General features: G+C 56.7%; 14 protein-coding genes and 1 tRNA gene. 12 read left to right on the top strand and 3 right to left on the bottom strand.

Translation table 11 applies throughout. From position 1 onward, the window contains the following. Positions 1–134 precede the first annotated feature (134 nt). A tRNA-Lys gene (locus I2123_RS09175) sits at positions 135–210 on the bottom strand. Between the two features lie 371 nt (positions 211–581). Here I2123_RS09175 and cycA point away from each other — a divergent pair. After that, on the top strand, positions 582–1,982 hold the full coding sequence (cycA, locus tag I2123_RS09170) for a D-serine/D-alanine/glycine transporter (protein ID WP_112167194.1): 1,401 nt from the start codon (positions 582–584) through the stop codon (positions 1,980–1,982). Positions 1,983–2,043: 61 nt separating this feature from the next. Here cycA and I2123_RS09165 read toward each other — a convergent pair whose 3' ends face one another. Both I2123_RS09165 and rutR read right to left on the bottom strand, forming a co-directional pair. Continuing rightward, a complete protein-coding gene (locus tag I2123_RS09165) occupies positions 2,044–3,033 on the bottom strand; it encodes a metal-dependent hydrolase (protein WP_213052265.1) in 990 nt (329 codons plus the stop codon). 10 nt (positions 3,034–3,043) lie between these two features. Continuing rightward, positions 3,044–3,724 (bottom strand): HTH-type transcriptional regulator RutR, encoded by a 681-nt coding sequence (rutR, locus tag I2123_RS09160; protein WP_213052489.1) that lies wholly within the window; start codon positions 3,722–3,724, stop codon positions 3,044–3,046. Positions 3,725–4,151: 427 nt separating this feature from the next. Between rutR and rutA the strand changes: the two genes are divergently transcribed. From rutA to I2123_RS09105, 11 genes are all read left to right on the top strand, one after another. Beyond that, complete coding sequence (gene rutA, locus I2123_RS09155) at positions 4,152–5,243, top strand: pyrimidine utilization protein A (RefSeq protein WP_112167189.1); 1,092 nt, start codon at positions 4,152–4,154, stop codon at positions 5,241–5,243. Further along, complete coding sequence (gene rutB / locus I2123_RS09150) at positions 5,243–6,010, top strand: pyrimidine utilization protein B (protein WP_244879901.1); 768 nt, start codon at positions 5,243–5,245, stop codon at positions 6,008–6,010. Before rutA ends, rutB begins: the two co-directional genes overlap by 1 nt. A gap of 25 nt (positions 6,011–6,035) precedes the next feature. After that, positions 6,036–6,425, top strand: coding sequence for a pyrimidine utilization protein C (gene rutC / locus I2123_RS09145; protein ID WP_112167187.1), 390 nt, complete (start codon positions 6,036–6,038; stop codon positions 6,423–6,425). Positions 6,426–6,434: 9 nt separating this feature from the next. Next, the gene (gene rutD, locus I2123_RS09140) at positions 6,435–7,274 is read left to right on the top strand and encodes a pyrimidine utilization protein D (protein ID WP_213052264.1); all 840 of its coding nucleotides are present in this window, start codon (positions 6,435–6,437) and stop codon (positions 7,272–7,274) included. Continuing rightward, complete coding sequence (locus I2123_RS09135) at positions 7,259–7,849, top strand: malonic semialdehyde reductase (RefSeq protein WP_112167184.1); 591 nt, start codon at positions 7,259–7,261, stop codon at positions 7,847–7,849. Before rutD ends, I2123_RS09135 begins: the two co-directional genes overlap by 16 nt. 29 nt (positions 7,850–7,878) lie before the next feature. Then, positions 7,879–8,442 (top strand): NADH-dependent FMN reductase RutF, encoded by a 564-nt coding sequence (gene rutF, locus I2123_RS09130; protein ID WP_213052263.1) that lies wholly within the window; start codon positions 7,879–7,881, stop codon positions 8,440–8,442. A gap of 24 nt (positions 8,443–8,466) precedes the next feature. Then, the gene (rutG, locus tag I2123_RS09125; RefSeq protein WP_112167180.1) at positions 8,467–9,813 is read left to right on the top strand and encodes a pyrimidine utilization transport protein G; all 1,347 of its coding nucleotides are present in this window, start codon (positions 8,467–8,469) and stop codon (positions 9,811–9,813) included. A gap of 239 nt (positions 9,814–10,052) precedes the next feature. Further along, on the top strand, positions 10,053–11,693 hold the full coding sequence (locus tag I2123_RS09120; RefSeq protein ID WP_213052262.1) for a TIGR04028 family ABC transporter substrate-binding protein: 1,641 nt from the start codon (positions 10,053–10,055) through the stop codon (positions 11,691–11,693). Positions 11,694–11,709: 16 nt separating this feature from the next. After that, positions 11,710–12,666 (top strand): ABC transporter permease, encoded by a 957-nt coding sequence (locus tag I2123_RS09115; RefSeq protein ID WP_213052488.1) that lies wholly within the window; start codon positions 11,710–11,712, stop codon positions 12,664–12,666. Continuing rightward, positions 12,663–13,526: an ABC transporter permease gene (locus tag I2123_RS09110; protein WP_213052261.1), complete on the top strand. Its 864-nt coding sequence runs from the start codon at positions 12,663–12,665 to the stop codon at positions 13,524–13,526. The genes I2123_RS09115 and I2123_RS09110 overlap by 4 nt, the downstream gene beginning before the upstream one ends. Continuing rightward, a complete protein-coding gene (locus I2123_RS09105) occupies positions 13,523–15,142 on the top strand; it encodes a dipeptide ABC transporter ATP-binding protein (protein ID WP_213052260.1) in 1,620 nt (539 codons plus the stop codon). The genes I2123_RS09110 and I2123_RS09105 overlap by 4 nt, the downstream gene beginning before the upstream one ends. Positions 15,143–15,145: the final 3 nt, after the last annotated feature.

The following is a 15,145-nucleotide window of genomic DNA, read 5'->3' as shown; positions in this document are numbered from 1 at the left end:
GACGTTATTTTCGTCAGAACATGGTCATTAATTTCGACTGAGGTTGAAATCAAATATTCATTATCAAGGAAAAACCGGAAGAGGCAGAACGACATCAGGCAAGGTAGAGATTATCACCTTGATTTATTGAATGTTGGTGGGTCGTGCTGGGTTCGAACCAGCGACCAATTGATTAAGAGTCAACGGCTCTACCAACTGAGCTAACGACCCAACGGGACGGATTATTCGCCTGTCGGCCGGTGATGTCAAACGCTTATCCCTACTTTTTTTACCGTTATTCAAATCGAGAATTGTGAAGCTCATCACAAGCAAACGCGGTATTATTCTCTGTCTACTCACGCTCATCTGATTAATTAACACGCAGTTATCCCCGATGTAAAAATTACGATACATTTTTCCAGTTGGCATTTTTCATGCCAGTTATAATAAATACGCAATTAACATTACTATTACATCAACAGATCGTCGCTGTCGTTCACAGTGCCGGTCAAAATAACCGCGTTTCAAATCTTAATTTGTTGAAATGAATGCGATATGGCGGAGTTCATACGCAAAAGCAAAAAAACAGGAATTAATACAACATGCAAGACGAGTCAAAAATCCTCACACAGCCGGAGGAAGAGAACGCTGAAGGTCTGCGGCGCAATCTCTCCAACCGGCACATCCAGCTGATTGCGATTGGTGGTGCCATCGGCACGGGTCTGTTCATGGGATCCGGCAAAACCATCAGCCTGGCCGGTCCTTCTATCATCTTCGTGTACATGATCATCGGCTTTATGCTGTTTTTCGTGATGCGCGCAATGGGCGAACTCCTGCTGTCCAATCTCGAATACAAATCCTTCAGCGATTTCGCCGCCGACCTGCTCGGCCCGTGGGCGGGATATTTCACCGGTTGGACCTACTGGTTCTGCTGGGTCGTCACCGGAATTGCCGACGTTGTGGCCATCACCGCTTACGCCCAGTTCTGGTTCCCCGGACTCTCGCAGTGGATCGCCTCTTTGCTGTGCGTTTTACTGTTACTTAGCCTGAATCTCGCCACGGTAAAAATGTTTGGTGAGATGGAATTCTGGTTCGCGATGATCAAAATCGTCGCCATCGTCGGGCTGATCATTGCCGGGCTGGTGATGGTTCTGACCCACTTCCAGACGCCAACCGGTACCGTCGCCTCTTTCAGCAATCTGTGGAATGACGGCGGATTCTTCCCGAAAGGCGTCAGCGGCTTTTTTGCCGGTTTCCAGATAGCAGTGTTTGCATTCGTCGGTATCGAACTGGTCGGGACCACCGCGGCTGAGACCAAAGATCCGCAGAAATCCTTGCCGCGCGCCATCAACGCCATCCCGCTGCGCATCATCATGTTTTACGTTTTCTCGCTAATCATGATCATGTCGGTCACGCCGTGGAGCCACGTCGTCGCGGATAAAAGCCCGTTTGTTGAACTGTTTGTTCTCGCCGGTCTGCCGGCAGCGGCGAGTATCATTAACTTTGTGGTGCTGACATCGGCAGCGTCTTCTGCCAACAGCGGTGTTTTCTCCACCAGCCGCATGTTGTTCGGCCTGGCGCAGGAAGGTAATGCACCGAAAGCGTTCGGCAAACTCTCTTCACGCGCGGTGCCGTCAAACGGCCTGACCTTCTCCTGCATCTGCCTGCTCGGTGGCGTGGTGCTGATATACCTTATCCCGAACGTGATGACCGTCTTTACGCTGGTCACCACCGTGTCAGCCATCTTGTTTATGTTCGTCTGGACCATCATCCTCTGCTCGTATCTGGTCTACCGCCGTAAACGCCCACAGTTGCACGAGGCATCTATCTATAAAATGCCGCTGGGTAAGCTGATGTGCTGGGTTTGTATGGCCTTCTTTGCCGGTGTACTGGTGCTGCTGACCTTGCAGGACGATACCCGCCAGGCACTTATCGTCACGCCGCTGTGGTTCGTTATTCTGGGGATTGGCTACTGGCTGCGTTGCCGTCACCGTACTGCCTGAGTCTGAAATCCGCACATTACAGATGAAAAAAAGGAGCCAAATTTGGCTCCTTTTCTTTATCTCACTCCACCTCTAACGCCTGCCTGAACTGTTCGAGCATTTTGGTCGCCGATGGCCTCGCCGAGGCGACTTTCACCGGCAACTCCGGTGGTGCGCCGGGTTTCATGTCGCCGAGATCGAACACAAAGCTATAGTCTGGCTCCTGCCCCATGCGTAAATCGCTGACCAGAATATGGCCCCCCTGCTGTTTTACGCTGAAGAAGCCGTGGCTGAACCAGGCGACGCGAGCCAAAAAGGCGTTATCTTTGTGTGCTTCATATAACGCTTCTCCACGCGGATAAAAGCTAAAGCGGATCGGCGAATCAGGGTGCAGCAACGAGGTGAATCCTTCTCCGTAACTGTCTTTGGTCATCACCACTACACGCCAGACCAATGTATTGAGCGGCGTGGGTGTCACCAGAACCTGCGTACTTTCGATATTCTGGCGTTGAAGTTCGTCGCCGACGTGCGCCGTCACCTGATGCTGTTCCACCACGGTGCAGGCCAGATACAGGCAGCTGACGCCCAAAAGCACGTTATTCCAGACGATACCGCGCTGACGTTCACGATACAGCGCCAGCCCGACGCCGATAATCAGCGGCAAGGTGTAGAGCGGATCGATGATGAAAATGCTGCCGACCGCAAAGGGCGTATTAGTGAACGGGAGGCCAAGCTGCGTACCGTAGACGGTCATCAGATCCAGCAACGGATGGGTGATCAGCGCAAGCCAGACCGCGGCCCACCAGTGCCGGAAATGCTGCCCGGCGCTGAACAGTCTGGCCATCAGCCAGGCTAACAGCGGTGACAGCAGCGTCAGATAAAACAGCGCGTGGCTCTCGGTGCGGTGCAGCGTCATATTGCTGATAGGATCACCGTGGTCATAAAACACGTCGAGATCCGGCAAGGTTCCGCACACCGCCCCCGCCAGCGCGGCTTTCCACACCGGCACGCGTTTACCCATCACCGCGATACCTACCGCAGCGCCCAAGACTAATTGTGATACCGAATCCATCCTGACCTCTTTAAGCCCGAAGCTGTATGCCTTCGGTAATAATGCGCTGTACGTTACTCACGGTCTGCTCGAAGAACTCAGGGTCGTTGAGCGTTTTGCCCGTGATGGCTTCGACCTGTACACCAAAATCCGCGTAATGCTGCGTCGTTGCCCACAGCATAAAAATCAGCTGCATCGGGTCAACCGGCGCGATTAATTGGTCTTTTATCCAGCCGCGGATCACGTCGGATTTATCTTCCACCAGCGTTTTCAGGCTGCCGCCGAGTTCCTGCCTGAGCAGCGGCGCGCCCTGCACCATCTCCAGACAGAACAGACGCGAAGCTTGCGGATGGTCGCGCGAAACACACAGCTTAAGGCGAATGTATTCGCGGATCGCCTCCAGCGGATGTTGATCCGACTGCAACGCTTTCAGCGGCGCCAGCCAGATATCGAGCAGGCCTTTCAGCACCGCGATGTACAAATCTTCCTTCGACGGAAAGTAGTACAGCAAATTGGTTTTCGAGACGTCGGCGCGCTCGGCGACCTGATCCAGGCTGGTGCCATGAATACCGTACAGCGAAAAAAATTCCAGCGCCGCCGCCATGATATTGCCACGCTTGGCGGCCACGGCGCGCGAACGTCGCGTCGGGGCTTTCGCTGCGGCTTTGCGGGTGTGACTTCCCCCGTCGGCAGGCTGCGGATGTTCATCCATTGGCTTCACAATGTCTCCCTGAGACAAACGGCAAGGCGGAAATCATAACAAATGGGGATAGAAGCGACTATCGCTATGCATCCGCATGATGAAAGCAACATGTTATCTAACACCACATAACCACAAAGGATTATAAATTTAACAAATTTGCACCATTTCTGTTCAATCCTGCCTGATTAACGTGCAGTTTGTTTTGACCAAATGGTCTGAATCAGACCATTTGCTCCACCTCAAATCGAAATCATTTTTCAACTCACTGAATATTCTGGTGATTATAAAAGTGGCATCCCCTTTGCAATAGTCCTCACGTCAGGAAATTTCAGCCCGGTGCAATTCGGAACCCGCAGGACGCACTCAAGCCGCGCAAAGAATTTCGCAAGCCCTTGTTTTGATCTCTTATTTTCAAAAATCTGTCATGAGGTGAGCTATGAAAATCGGCGTCTTTATTCCTATCGGTAACAACGGCTGGTTGATTTCTGAAACCGCGCCGCAGTACAAACCGACTTTCGAACTGAACAAAACCATCGTGCAAAAAGCCGAGCACTACCATTTCGATTTCGCGCTGTCGATGATCAAACTGCGCGGCTTTGGCGGCAAAACCGAGTTCTGGGAACACAATATGGAGTCGTTCACGCTGATGGCCGGTCTGGCCGCCGTAACGTCCCGCATCCAGCTCTACGCCACCGCCGCGACGCTGGTGATGCCTCCGGCCATCGTGGCGCGCATGGCGGCAACTATCGACTCCATCTCCAATGGCCGTTTCGGCGTCAACGTGGTTACCGGCTGGCAGAAACCCGAATACGAGCAGATGGGCATGTGGCCGGGCGATGACTATTTCAGCCGCCGCTATGATTACCTGACCGAATACGTCAGCGTCCTGCGCGACCTGTGGGGCACCGGCCACTGCACGCTCGACGGCGAGTTCTTCAAGATGGACGACTGCCGCGTCAGCCCGCGTCCTCAGGCAGAAATGAAAGTCATCTGCGCCGGACAAAGCGACGCCGGCATGGCGTTCTCTGCTAAACACGCTGACTTCAACTTCTGCTTCGGCAAAGGCGTCAACACGCCGACCGCTTTCGCGCCGACCGCCGCACGTATGAAAACCGCCGCCGAAGCCGAAGGCCGGGACGTCTCGTCTTACGTGCTGTTTATGATTATCGCCGATGAAACCGACGCCGCCGCACGCGCCAAATGGGAGCTGTATAAATCCGGTGCCGATGCCGGTGCGCTGGCATGGCTCACCGATCAGAGCAGTAAAGACACTAAATCCGGTGCTGACACCAACGTCCGCCAGATGGCTGACCCGACCTCTGCGGTAAATATCAACATGGGTACGCTGGTGGGTTCTTACGCCAGCGTAGCCAAAATGCTCGATGAAATCGACACCGTTCCGGGCGCAGAAGGCATTCTGCTGACCTTCGATGATTTCGTCGAAGGCATTGAAAACTTTGGCCGCTACATTCAGCCATTAATGAAAACCCGCCAGCACATCGCGGCAGAACAGAAAGAGGTAGCGTAATGACTGTTTTTGAGAAACCTAAAGCGGTGGAAAATCAGACCGTTGTCCGCCGCGAGCCGAAAAATAGCGGCGATGAAACCATTCTCACCGCCCGTCCGGAAGCCATCGCCTTCACGCCGCAGCAAACGGCGCTCATCGTCGTGGATATGCAGAATGCCTACGCCTCGCAGGGCGGCTATCTGGATCTGGCGGGTTTTGACGTTTCCGCCACTGCGCCGGTGATTGCCAACATCAAAGTGGCGATTGCCGCCGCGCGTGCCGCCGGCATCAAAGTGATTTTCTTCCAGAACGGTTGGGACAATCAGTACGTCGAAGCGGGCGGTGCCGGTTCACCGAACTTCCACAAATCCAACGCACTGAAAACCATGCGTAAGCGTCCGGAACTGATGGGCAAACTGCTGGCGAAAGGCGACTGGGATTACGATTTGGTGGATGAACTCCAGCCGCAGCCGGGCGATATCGTGCTGCCAAAACCGCGTTACAGCGGGTTCTTCAACACTCAGCTCGACAGCCTGCTGCGCAGCTACGGCATTCATCATCTGGTCTTCACCGGCATCGCCACCAACGTGTGCGTTGAGTCCACGCTGCGTGACGGTTTCTTCCTCGAGTATTTCGGCGTAGTGCTGGAAGACGCCACCCATCAGGCAGGCCCGGAATTCGCGCAAAAAGCGGCGATTTATAACATTGAAACTTTCTTCGGCTGGGTGTCTGACGTGCGCAGTTTCTGCGATGCCGTGGGTTATAAATCTGAACAAAACGCAGCCTGACCGACAGAAGATAAGGAAATTTTGTATGCCTAAAAGTGCAATTATCCCGGCCGGTACCGGCGTTCCGCTGGCGCCCTTTGTTCCGGGCACCCTGGCCGATGGCGTGGTGTATGTCTCCGGCACGCTGCCGTTCGATAAAGACAATAACGTCGTGCATCTGGGAGACGCCGCCGCGCAAACCCGCCATGTGCTGGAGATCATTAAAAGCGTGATTGAGACCGCTGGCGGGACGATGGATGACGTCACCATGAACTCGATTTTCATCACCGACTGGGCGAACTATGCGGCAGTGAATCTGGTTTACGCGGAGTATTTCCCCGGCGAAAAACCGGCGCGGTTCTGCATTCAGTGCGGGCTGGTCAAACCGGGCGCGCTGATTGAAATCGCGTCGATTGCCCATATCGGAAAGCCGTGAGGTAACCCTATGTATTACAAGGTGTCAGGTAAGAAAAATGCAGATGCCGAAACCGTGGTGCTCTCCTCCGGCCTCGGCGGTTCAGGCAGTTTCTGGCTGCCACAACTGTCAATGCTGAATGAGCATTTTCGCGTGATAGTGTATGACCAGCATGGCACCGGCGTCAGTCAGGGCAGCGTCCCGGCGGGCTACCGCATGGAAGACATGGCGGACGAACTGGCCGGGCTGCTCAACGAGCTGGACGTCAGCCGCTGTCATCTGGTCGGTCACGCGCTCGGCGGCATTATCGGCCTGCACCTTGCCCTGCGTTATCCGGCGCTGCTGCAAAGCCTGGTGGTGATCAACGGCTGGACAAAACTCGACAGCCAGACCCGCCGCTGCTTTGAAGTGCGCCAGAATCTGCTGCTCAACAGCGGCGTCGATGCCTACGTGCAGGCGCAGCCGCTGTTTTTGTATCCCGGCGACTGGCTTTCTGAAAACGAAGAATTGTTGCAAGAGGAGCGCCAGCACCAGGTAGCGCATTTTCAGGGGATGGAAAACCTGCTGCACCGCTTGCAGGCGCTGATGGCATCCGATCTGACCGATACGCTCGGGCAGGTGATCGCCCCGACGCTGGCGTTTAGCTGTAAAGATGATTTGCTGGTGCCGTGGATGCGTTCCGCCGATCTCGCCGCCCGGCTGCCCAACGGCGAACACACGCAAATGTTGTACGGCGGCCATGCGATGAGCGTGACCGATCCCGATACCTTTAACCCTATTTTACTGGACTGGCTGCTACGGCATTCATCGCAAAACACGGCCACGCCGTCCAGCCGCCTGCCCACGGAGACATCATGGCCGAAGCATTAACCGCCAGCGCACTGGCGACTTTATTCACCGAAGCCCGCACCCACAATGGCTGGCTGAATAAACCCGTCACCGGCGAAGAGCTGAAAACAATTTATGATCTGGCGCGCATGGGGCCGACCTCCGCCAACTGCAGCCCGCTGCGCATCGTATTTATTCAGAGTCAGGAAGCCAAAGAGAAACTGGCACCGGCGTTATCGGGCGGCAATCTGAAAAAAACCCTAACCGCGCCGGTTACAGCCATCGTCGCCTGGGATCCGGAGTTTTACGAGCTGCTGCCAGAGCTGTTTCCCTCCGGCGATGCCCGCTCGTGGTTCACCTCCAGCCCGCAGCTGGCGCATGATACCGCGTTTCGTAACAGCAGTTTGCAGGCGGCTTATCTGATCCTTGCCTGCCGCTCGCTGGGGCTCGATACCGGACCGATGTCTGGTTTTGACAATGCCAAAGTGGATGAAACTTTCCTGTCGGATACCGGCTGGAAATCCAATTTTCTAATAAACATCGGTTACGGCGATACCAGCAAAGTGTATCCGCGCGCACCGCGACTTGATTTCGACCGCGCCTGCCGCGTGCTGTAAGTCACTGACAGAACTCTGAGGACCCGATCATGCAAACCACCCTGAATGCCGTGGATTTACCCGTTGCACCTGCCGCGACCAACGCCGTTAAGGAAATCGCTGCCGTTGAGAAAAAAGAGTACCGCGATGCAATGGCGCACCTCGGTTCGGCCGTCAACATCATTACCACTGACGGCCCCGCAGGCCGTGCCGGATTCACCGCCTCTGCGGTGTGCAGCGTCACCGATTCCCCACCGACGCTGCTGGTATGCCTCAACCGCTCGGCCTCGGTGTACCCGGTATTTAAGGAGAATCAGGTGCTGTGCGTGAATACGCTGGCAGATTGCCATGAGTCGTTGTCCAACCTGTTCGGCGGAAAAACTCCCATGGAGCAACGTTTTGCCGCTGCCGAATGGGCGCGTCTCGCCACCGGCTCCCCTGTCCTCACCGACGCACTGGTGTCGTTTGACTGCAAAGTCACGCAGGTCACCAGCGTTGGCACCCATGACATTCTTATCTGTGAAGCCGTCGCGCTGCGACGAAACGACGAACGCCACGGACTGGTGTATTTCGACCGCCGCTATCACCCGCTGATGCGTCAGTCTGCCTGTTAATTTAACCTGATTAGGGAACACAGCATGGCAAACACTTACTTTCCAACCTGGCGTAAAAGAGAAGGCAATTTAGATGGCGCAGTGATCGCCCCGGAGGAGCGGCTGCCGTTAGGGCCGACGCTGGTCATGGGGCTGCAGCATACGGTGGCGATGTTTGGTGCCACGGTACTGATGCCGCTGCTGATGGGCTTCGACGCCAATATGGCGATCCTGATGTCCGGTATCGGCACCCTGCTGTTCTTCCTGGTGGTCGGCGGACGTGTCCCCAGCTATCTCGGCTCCAGCGCGGCGTTTGTCGGGCTGGTGATCGCGGTGACCGGTTACAGCGGCCACGGTGCGAACCCGAATATCGGCGTGGCACTCGGCGGGATTATTGCCTGCGGCGTGGTCTATACGCTGATAGGCTTTGTGGTGATGGCCGTCGGGACGCGCTGGATTGAACGTCTGATGCCACCGGTGGTGACGGGTGCGGTAGTGATGGCGATTGGTTTGAACCTCGCGCCGATCGCCATCAACAGCGTATCAGCCTCTTCTTTTGACAGCTGGATGGCGGTGGTGACCGTGCTGTGCATCGGCTCTGTCGCGGTATTCACGCGCGGTCTGGTGCAACGCCTGTTGTTGCTGCTGGGCCTTATCGCTGCGTACCTGATTTACATGGTGGTGACTAACGGACTGGGGCTCGGCGCGCCGGTAGATTTCTCCGCCGTGGCGCAGGCGCCGTGGTTCGGCGTTCCGACCATCACCACGCCAGTCTTCAGCTCGCACGCCATGCTGATGATAGCGCCGGTGGCGGTGATTCTGGTGGCAGAAAACCTCGGCCACATTAAAGCAGTTGCAGGTATGACCGGCAAAAACCTCGACCCGTATATGGGCCGCGCGTTTGTCGGCGATGGTCTGGCGACGTTACTTTCTGCATCAGCAGGCGGCACGGGCGTCACTACCTACGCAGAAAACATTGGCGTCATGGCGGTCACCAAAATTTACTCCACGCTGATTTTCGTTGCGGCAGCCGTTGTTGCCATTGTGTTGGGCTTCTCGCCCAAATTTGGTGCACTGATCCACACCATTCCCGGCCCGGTGCTCGGCGGCGCATCAATTGTGGTGTTCGGTCTGATTGCGGTAGCCGGTGCGCGTATCTGGGTACAAAACCAGGTGGATCTGGGACTTAACGGCAATCTGATCATGGTCGCGGTGACGCTGGTACTGGGCGCAGGCAACTTTACCCTGAGCCTTGGCGGCTTCAGCATGGGCGGCATCGGCACGGCGACATTCGGCGCAATCTTGCTCAATGCCTTCCTGAGTCGCAGCAACAAAGAAAAAACGTTGCCTGTTTCAGAAACTGGCACAGAAGCTGCATTAAAAGATCACTGACGACCTCAGTTTCTCCTTAGCTCATCATTTTTGATGATCGCCAGCGGTTAGCCGGTCCACCCGTCCGGATTAGCCGCTGGTTTTTTTCTTTCTGCCCTCCCCATTCCTGTTTTCCAGCTAAGCAATGCAGATTTCCTTCGTTCACCTGCCCTTTAAATTGGTTTGTTATGGGTCCAGCAGTTTCGTTCTATACGCGCTGCGGGAGTCATTCACTTGCCAATAATAAAAAGGGTCGTCTTATGCAAAACATTCGCCGGAAAAGCGCCATCGCTCGCGCACTGGCTTTAGGAGTTCTTCTCACCAGCACGTCCACCGTATTTGCTGCCGACGGCGCGCCGGTTCAGGGCGGAACACTGATTTATCTCGAACAGCAGGCACACACCAACCTTTATCCTCCAGCGGGCGGATTCTACCCGAATGGCGGCATCCTCAACCAAATCACCGATAAACTGACTTACCAGAACCCGCAGACGCTGGAAGTGGAACCCTGGATCGCCGAATCCTGGACGTTTAACGCTGACAAAACCGAGTACACCTTCAAACTGCGTCCGGGCGTGACCTTCTCCGACGGCACGCCGCTCGACGCCAATGCGGTGGCTAAAAACTTTGATACCTACGGTCTGGGCAACAAAGAGCATCATCTGCCGGTCTCTGAAGTCATCAACAACTACGACCACAGCGAAGTGATCGACCCGCTGACCGTGAAGTTCTATTTCAAAAAATCCTCTCCGGGCTTCCTGCAAGGGACGGCCACGATTGGCTCGGGGCTGGTTTCACTGAGCACGCTGAACCGCAATTTTGATGCGCTGGGTGATGCGACGCACATCATCGGCTCCGGCCCGTTTGTGGTCAGCAAAGAAACCCTCGGGCGCGAAGTCGATCTGACTGCGCGTAAAGAGTACAACTGGGGGCCGAAAAACCTCAAACAGCAGGGCCGCGCCAATCTCGACGGCATCAAAGTGATTGTCACCGGCGAAGACAGCGTGCGTATCGGCGCGCTGCTGGCAGGTCAGGCGGATTTCATCCGTCAGGTTCAGGCATATGACGAAAAACAGGCCAAAGACCAGAACTTCCCGATTTATGCCGCGCCGACCAAAGGCGTGAACGACGGCATCGCCTTCCGCCCGGATAACGCGCTGGTGTCAGATCTCAAAGTGCGTCAGGCATTGCTGCATGCCACCAACAGCAAACAGGTGGTCGATACCCTCTTCTCGCCAAACTATCCGCAGGCCACTTCGGTCATCGCCAAAACGGCCGCCGGTTACGTCGATCTTAGCCACAAGCTGACCTATGACCCGACGCTCGCGAAAAAGCTGCTGGATGAAGCGGGCTGGAAACCGGGCGCAAATGGCATCCGTCAGAAAGACGGCAAAACGCTGGCGCTGACAATTTATGAATCCCTGCCGCAGCCGCAGAACAAAGAAGTGTTGCAGCTGGTTTCCCAGCAGTGGAGTCAGGTCGGCGCGAAGCTGAACATTCTGGCCGGTGACGCAGGCAGCCGCGTGGCGGATAACCTGGATCCGGAAAAAACGCCGGCTAACGTCGTCGAAGTTGGCCGCGCCGATCCTGACGTCATCAAAAGCTCGTTCTACCCGACCAACCGCGATGCGCTGCTGCAAAAAGGGGGCCTGAGCAGCAAGGTGAAAAGCTTCCGCGACGACAAGCTTAATGACCTGCTGACCGCTATTTCGGCAGAAGTGGATCCGAAAAAACGTCTGGCCCTGACGGCTGATGTGCAGAACTACCTGCTCGATCAGGCTTACATCATTCCAATTTTCGAAGAGCCGCAGGTCTTTGCCGGTGCGCCGTATCTGAAAGGCGTGAATTTCGAAGCCGTTGGCCGTCCGAGCTTCTACGGCGCATGGCTGGAAAAGCATTAACAGGCAGGAGTGAATGATGAACCGATACGTGAGCGGTCGTCTGGGTCAGGCTGTACTGGTGTTGTGGGCGGCGTTTACCGTCTCCTTCATCCTGTTGCAGGTGCTGCCGGGCGACGCGATTCTGATTAAATTCCAGAACCCGGATATGGGATTAAGCCCGGCGCAGATCGCCGATATGCGTGCGGCCTACGGTGCGGATGTGCCGCTGCCACAGCAGTATCTGCACACTCTGGGCAATTTTCTGCGCGGGGATCTGGGTTATTCGATTCAGGCTGGCGTACCGGTCACTGAATTACTCAGCACCAACTTCCCGCCGACGCTGCGGCTGGCGCTGATTGGCTTTGCCCTGGCCGCCGTAGTGGCCTTTGCACTGGCGTTTCTCTCCAGCCTGCTGCACTTCGGCTGGCTAAAAAACCTGTTGCAGTCAGTGCCGTCGCTGTTTATTTCCATACCGACCTTCTGGCTGGGCATTGTGCTCATCCAGATTTTCTCCTTCCATCTGCGCTGGATCCCGGTGATTAACCCCGGCGAATGGGTCGGGCTGATTTTGCCGATCGTGACGCTGGCAGTGCCAATTTCCGCGCCGCTGGCGCAAATCCTGATCCGCAGTATCGATCAGGTTCAGACACAACCGTTTGTCGCCGTCGCCCGTGCCAAAGGCGCGAGCCGCAGCGGCGTGCTGTGGCGTCACGTGGCGCGTAATGCCCTGCTTCCGGCGCTGACTATCGCCGGTCTGCTGTTTGGCGAACTGATCGCCGGGGCGCTTATCACCGAAACCGTGTTCGGTCTCAACGGTCTGGGTCAGCTGACGCAACAGGCGGTGAATAATCAGGACGTCGCTGTATTGCAGGCGATTGTAGTGATTTCCGCCGCCGCCTTTGTCGGCATCAATTTACTGGTCGATCTGCTCTATCCGCTGCTCGACCCACGTCTGAAAACGTCCGCTAAACGTTCCGCCGGAGCCACCTCATGAGCAGTTTACCGCTTGGCAAAAGCGCCCTGTCTTTGCCCCTCACGCAGCGCCGCCGCTGGAAAACCGCCCGTCTGCAACCGGCGCTGATTTTAGCCTGGCTGGTGATGGCGACCGTCATTCTCTGGGCGATTGCGCCCGGCTGGTTTACCGATTACAGCGGCACCGAAGGCATCGCCGGTGCGCAACGTCTGGCGCCACAGGCCGGACACTGGCTCGGCACCGATCAGCTTGGCCGCGACGTCTACGCGCGCATTGTTTACGGCGCATCGCATTCGCTGTCCGGCGCGCTGGTCGCAGTGGCGCTGGGGCTGGTGTTCGGCACCGCCTTAGGGCTGGCGGCCGGTGCCAGCGGCGGCGTGATTGACGCCATCGTCATGCGTATTAATGACGTGCTTCTCTCGATTCCCGGCCTGTTGCTCTCGCTGAGCGTGATCATCCTGCTCGGCTTCGGCACGGTGCATGCGGCGATTGCCGTCGGCGTCACTTCGGTCGCCAACTTCGCCCGCCTTGCCCGCGCCGAAGTGGTGCTGGTGCGCCACAGCGATTACGTCGAAGCCGCCTATGGCAGCGGCGGCACATTCTTCTCGATTCTCTGGCGACATATTTTGCCTAACTCGCTGACCTCGGTAATCGCCTTCTCGGCGTTGCAGTTCGGCAGCGCGATACTGGCAATTTCCACCCTGAGTTTCCTCGGCTACGGCACACCACCGCCGACGCCGGAATGGGGTCTGCTGATAGCCGAAGGCCGTAACTACATTTCTACCGCCTGGTGGCTGACCACCTTTCCGGGCATCGTCGTGGTGCTGGTAGTGCTTTCCGCCAACCGCATCAGCCAGTCATTACGCAGGAGAACGCGATGAACGCTCAGGCCACGTTTAAACATGACGCCCCGCCCGTCCTCGAACTGGAAAATGTGTCGATTGCCTACGATGGCAAACCGGTGGTGCACAACGTGTCGTTTTCCATTCACGCCGGAGAAGTACTGGCGCTGGTGGGCGAATCGGGCTCCGGTAAAACCACCACTGCGCAGGCGATCATCGGCCTGCTGGCGGAAAACGGCCATATCGATCAGGGCGAAATCCGCCTCAACGGCACCGACATCAGCCAGTGGTCGCAGCGCCGTCTCGACGCTCTGCGCGGCGCACGCATCAGCCTGATCCCGCAGGATCCGACCAGTTCACTCGATCCGGTGAAAACCATCGGCTCACAGGTGGCGGAAATTCTCGACATCCATCAGCGCCTGCCACGCAAACAGCGCGATGAGCGCGTGGTTGAACTGCTGACCCGCGTTGGCCTTACGCACCCCGAACAACGCGCGAAGCAGTATCCGCACGAACTGTCCGGCGGCATGAAACAGCGCGTGCTGATTGCGATTGCCATCGCATTACAACCGGCGCTGATCATCGCGGATGAACCGACCAGCGCACTGGACGTGACGGTGCAAAAGCGCATTCTGGACCTGATCGACGATCTGCGTCGCGAGTTCGGCACCGCCGTGTTACTTGTCACGCACGATCTGGCGATCGCTGCCGAACGCGCCGACCGGCTGCTGGTTTTCCGTCATGGCAAAGTCCAGGAACAGGGCATCACCGCCGGGGTGCTGAGCGCACCGAAAAGCGACTACACCCGCCAGTTGTTTGCAGACGTTCCTGCCCTTTCAGGCCGCCACCGCGCACAAAGTAAAGCGAGCACCGAACCGGTATTAGTGGTCGAAGGCGTGACGCACGACTTCACGCTGGGCGGTAAAAATCACGCCGCCTTTCGCGCGGTGGATAACGTCTCGTTCAGCATTCCGCGCGGGACGACGCATTCGCTGGTCGGCGAATCAGGCTCAGGTAAAACCACGCTGGCGCGCATTCTGCTCGGTTTTCAGAAACCGGATAAAGGCCGCGTGCTGATCGACGGCGAAGACATCACCCGCCTCAAAGGGGAACCGCTGCGCCAGCTGCGCAAGAAAATTCAGCTGGTGTATCAGAATCCGTTTGCTTCACTGGATCCGTCACAAACGCTGTTCAGCGTGATCGAAGAGCCGTTGCTGAATTTCGAAAAAATTCCGTCCGCCGAACGCCGTCAGCGCGTGCTGGATATCGCCCGCCGCGTGGCGCTGCCGGAGGAATTGCTCAGCCGCAAACCGCGTGAACTGTCCGGCGGTCAGCGTCAGCGCGTGGCCATTGCGCGCGCCCTGATCCTCGAACCGAAGGTGCTGATCCTCGATGAAGCCACCTCGGCGCTCGATGTCACGGTACAGGCGCAGATCCTCACGCTGCTTTCACAACTTCAGGATTCGCTTGGCCTGACCTATTTATTTATCTCGCACGATCTGGCGACCGTCCGGCAAATCTCCCACAGCGTCTCGGTGTTAAACCGCGGGCAACAGGTGGATTCCGGCGAAGTGGAAGCAGTATTTGCGCTGCCATCCAGCGATTACACCCGCCAGCTGATTGATGCCATTCCCGGCCGCCATCGCGCCGCCTGAGAG

This window comes from Rahnella inusitata (assembly GCF_018288855.1).
GTDB lineage: Bacteria > Pseudomonadota > Gammaproteobacteria > Enterobacterales > Enterobacteriaceae > Rahnella > Rahnella inusitata.
This window is presented reverse-complemented; position numbering and strand designations above follow the sequence as displayed.

Excerpts from the sequence above, each read along its gene's own strand:
- rutD (WP_213052264.1), top strand. The coding sequence starts at position 6,435 with ATGTATTACAAGGTGTCAGGTAAGAAAAATGCAGATGCCGAAACCGTG.
- rutC (WP_112167187.1), top strand. The coding sequence starts at position 6,036 with ATGCCTAAAAGTGCAATTATCCCGGCCGGTACCGGCGTTCCGCTGGCG.
- rutA (WP_112167189.1), top strand. The coding sequence starts at position 4,152 with ATGAAAATCGGCGTCTTTATTCCTATCGGTAACAACGGCTGGTTGATT.
- I2123_RS09115 (WP_213052488.1), top strand. The coding sequence starts at position 11,710 with ATGAACCGATACGTGAGCGGTCGTCTGGGTCAGGCTGTACTGGTGTTG.
- I2123_RS09135 (WP_112167184.1), top strand. The coding sequence starts at position 7,259 with ATGGCCGAAGCATTAACCGCCAGCGCACTGGCGACTTTATTCACCGAA.
- I2123_RS09165 (WP_213052265.1), bottom strand. The coding sequence starts at position 3,033 with ATGGATTCGGTATCACAATTAGTCTTGGGCGCTGCGGTAGGTATCGCG.
- I2123_RS09105 (WP_213052260.1), top strand. The coding sequence starts at position 13,523 with ATGAACGCTCAGGCCACGTTTAAACATGACGCCCCGCCCGTCCTCGAA.
- cycA (WP_112167194.1), top strand. The coding sequence starts at position 582 with ATGCAAGACGAGTCAAAAATCCTCACACAGCCGGAGGAAGAGAACGCT.
- rutF (WP_213052263.1), top strand. The coding sequence starts at position 7,879 with ATGCAAACCACCCTGAATGCCGTGGATTTACCCGTTGCACCTGCCGCG.
- rutR (WP_213052489.1), bottom strand. The coding sequence starts at position 3,724 with ATGGATGAACATCCGCAGCCTGCCGACGGGGGAAGTCACACCCGCAAA.
- I2123_RS09120 (WP_213052262.1), top strand. The coding sequence starts at position 10,053 with ATGCAAAACATTCGCCGGAAAAGCGCCATCGCTCGCGCACTGGCTTTA.
- rutB (WP_244879901.1), top strand. The coding sequence starts at position 5,243 with ATGACTGTTTTTGAGAAACCTAAAGCGGTGGAAAATCAGACCGTTGTC.
- rutG (WP_112167180.1), top strand. The coding sequence starts at position 8,467 with ATGGCAAACACTTACTTTCCAACCTGGCGTAAAAGAGAAGGCAATTTA.
- I2123_RS09110 (WP_213052261.1), top strand. The coding sequence starts at position 12,663 with ATGAGCAGTTTACCGCTTGGCAAAAGCGCCCTGTCTTTGCCCCTCACG.